This is a genomic window from uncultured Gimesia sp. (assembly GCF_963972345.1).
Lineage (GTDB): Bacteria > Planctomycetota > Planctomycetia > Planctomycetales > Planctomycetaceae > Gimesia.
Genome location: NZ_CAXAVM010000341.1, coordinates 1 through 3,068 on the forward strand (window position 1 = coordinate 1; position 3,068 = coordinate 3,068).

Below are 3,068 nucleotides of genomic sequence, written 5' to 3' on the forward strand. Positions count from 1 at the left end.
TGCATGTTGGTCAGCACGGCGCGGCGCGGCGCGGCGCGGGCGATCCAGTCCAGCCGCAACTCCACCAGTTCCGCCCCTTTTTCTGCGAGGGAACGGTGTTCCATCATCACCATTTTGTGTCGGGTTCGACCGATGCTGACACAAATCATTGAATTACTTCCGCTTTCTATTAGGAGCCGGACTGTCGGCGAACGCGATTTTTATCGCAGGTTCCAGACAGGCAGACGAATGCACAACAGAGAGAGCGACCAGTGTACCCAATATCTCACGCTGACTCAAACAAGAGCCTGCCCCGGAGACCCGTTTATTATAGTGAATCATCGTCGATTTCTACTGGTTCTGCCTGACTGGAGCGAATCGCTATTCAGAAACCACAGCGAATTCAACTCTGGCTGCCTCCGGTTGTGCGATCTGCAGCGATTATGCCGATTCCCAAAACGGGATTGACTTAATATAACGATCGTAATATAACGGTCGTTATATTTACAGTACCACTCTGAAATCAAAGGAGAAACAGGATGAGTCAAGTGAGTGAAGAGGTTGTGCACGGCCAGGGATATGACTGTTTTGCCGCGGGACCGCTGGAGAGCTGGTCCCGATTTCGACTGTCGCCTCCTGAAACGCCGATGGCGGCACGGGGAAAATATTTTTTGCGGAAGCATCTGAATTCGGACGGGCTGGAAATGTCGATCAACGCGTTGCCCGCGGGCCGCGAGATGCCGTTCGTGCATCGTCACCAGGAAAATGACGAGATTTATTTCGTGATCCAGGGGCAGGGGCAGTTCCAGGCGGGTGCGGAAGTCTTCGACGTTTCGGAGGGATTCTTTATTCGACTTTCGCCGGAAGTGCCCCGGGTCTGGCGAAACAATTCGGATGAGCCGTTATACTATCTGGTAATTCAGTACCGCGCCGACAGTTGTGTGACCGGCACGATACAGGATGGCGAAATCCTGAACGATTACCCGATTGCCTGGAAAGCAGGGCCCGCGCATGACGCCTCCCACGGATCGTAAAACCCGTTCCCGCAAAAACATTCTAAGCGCCGCCCTGCGGATGTTTAAACGTCAGGGGTACGTGGGGAGTGGCGTGGACGGCATTATGGAAGAAGCCGGGATGACTTCGGGTGCGTTTTACGGGCACTTCGATTCGAAAACCGACGTACTGGGCGCAGCGCTGGTGCAGTCGTTCATTGAAGACCAGGCGGCGATGAACGGTGCGCTCGGTGAATGTGACACGCCGGAGCAACTGGTCGAAATCATGCAGCGCTACCTGTCGAGTAAACATTGCGAGCAGGTGGAGGAGGGCTGTTCGATCCCTCCGCTGCTCTCCGACCTGGGTCGGGCCGATGAAGAAACAAAGGCGCAGTTTGAAGAAGTCATCCAGTGGATGGTCGCGCAATTCGAAGACCGCTCACAGAACGAATTTTCGCGACAGGAAATTCTCTCGACGCTGGCACTTTGTTTTGGTGGCCTGTCACTGGCGCGGGCCGTCAAGTCCCCTGCCCTGGCCCGACAGATTCTCTCCGCGTGCCGAAAGAATCTGCCGATCCTGAAGAAACAGTGAGCTTCCTACCATCCAGGCGTTGTACGATACATCTGCTCCAGGCGGGTTCCCAGTGCTCTTATTATTAGCCGTCAGAAATCAGCGTGAATTCACTGGTGTTTTTTCTGTCGGCTCGATTGTATAATCAAGATAGCACCCACGATTGCTTTTCTCTTTCTGCCAACGCATCAATTAAGGAATGGCTCTCACCATGTTTGCATTGAGCTCGCTTCTGCTGACACTTTCCTTCGGCGCCCTGCCCGACGTCTCACCTACGACCGTTCAGGTTCGTGAAACGGTGCAACGCAGCATTCCCTTTATCGAAGAAAAAGGACTGTGGTGGATTGAGGAAAAGAAATGCGTCACCTGCCATCGGGTAGGAAATATGGTCTGGAGTCTTGAGGCCGCGAAACAGAGTGGCTTTGAAGTCAGTGAGCGCCTGGCGGAATGGAAACAGTGGTCGATTGATAAGTCGCTTGCGGAAAACGACAAAGGGAAGATCACCGGTCTGGGTAATCAGGACGGTGTGGCGCAGCTGCTGTTGAGCAGGTGGCAGTCAGACAATGCCGACGAACAGAAAGAGAACCGCAAGAAACTGGCGGGACTTCTCCTGGAAGAACAACTTCCCGATGGATCGTGGAAAGCGGGCGGCCAGCTCCCGTTTCAGAAACGTCCTGCAGCCGAAACGAACGCGGTTTCCACCATGTGGCTGACACTGGCATTGCTGGCGGAAGGGAAAAACGAAACTCGTGCTCCTGTGGTAGCGAACGCGCTGAAATATATCGAGGCGAGTTCACCAGGCAAGAGTGTCGAATGGTATGCTGTCCGTTTACTGCTGGCTGTCCAGACGGGAGATAACCAACTCCGCGATCAACTGGTGAAGCAGCTCCGCAGTCAACAGCATGCAGACGGCGGCTGGGGCTGGATGGTAGCCGACGACAGTGATGCGCTGGGAACGGGGCTGGCACTGTATGCGCTCGTGTCTGCAGGCGTGGAGCGACAGGCCCCGGCAGTCAAAGGGGCGCAGCAGTTTCTGGTGAGTACGCAACGCGACGATGGTTCGTGGCCGGTGCGGGGGACCAAGGAAAAGAAAAAAGCGAGCGTCCAGGAGACTGCCGTCTATTGGGGAACGACCTGGGCGGTGATCGGGCTGGTGAAGAGTCTGCCGGAATAAGTGGATGCAGTTCCAGAATGAGAAGTTGAGGAAACATTGGTTCTACATTGAACGATTACCCTGACAGTTTCCTGTTGTCTGCGACAACCCCGAATTACATCCGGGGCTACCCGGTTTTGCTGTTGGGGCTGGTTAACTAAGCACCGTCGGACAAGCCGACGGTGGCACGCGCTGGTCCGATACGGTAGGACACATTGCAATTGATATAGAGGTTTCCGTGTGCCACGGACCGGCTTGTCCGGCCGTGCCGAAGGGGTATTGGAATCCCGGTTCTGGAGGGAACGCGGCAGCGGCGATCTCCTGCTCGCTGCGCTCGGCCCGGATTTTATCCGGGCTCACCCTCTTTTTTCTT

The 3,068-nt window shown here is 55.1% G+C and carries 3 protein-coding genes; all 3 read left to right on the forward strand.

Going from position 1 to position 3,068, the window contains the following annotated elements:
* The first annotated feature begins 518 nt into the window (after positions 1-518).
* The 3 genes from AACZ40_RS28765 (at position 519) to AACZ40_RS28775 (ending at position 2,716) form a co-directional block, all read left to right on the forward strand.
* A complete protein-coding gene (locus tag AACZ40_RS28765) occupies positions 519-1,013 on the forward strand; it encodes a cupin domain-containing protein (RefSeq protein WP_339677084.1) in 495 nt (164 codons plus the stop codon).
* The gene (locus AACZ40_RS28770; RefSeq protein ID WP_339677087.1) at positions 991-1,563 is read left to right on the forward strand and encodes a TetR/AcrR family transcriptional regulator; all 573 of its coding nucleotides are present in this window, start codon (positions 991-993) and stop codon (positions 1,561-1,563) included. Before AACZ40_RS28765 ends, AACZ40_RS28770 begins: the two co-directional genes overlap by 23 nt.
* Before the next feature lie 190 nt (positions 1,564-1,753).
* Entirely contained in the window at positions 1,754-2,716 is a 963-nt protein-coding gene (locus AACZ40_RS28775) for a prenyltransferase/squalene oxidase repeat-containing protein (protein ID WP_339677089.1), read from the forward strand.
* The last annotated feature ends 352 nt before the right edge of the window (positions 2,717-3,068 follow it).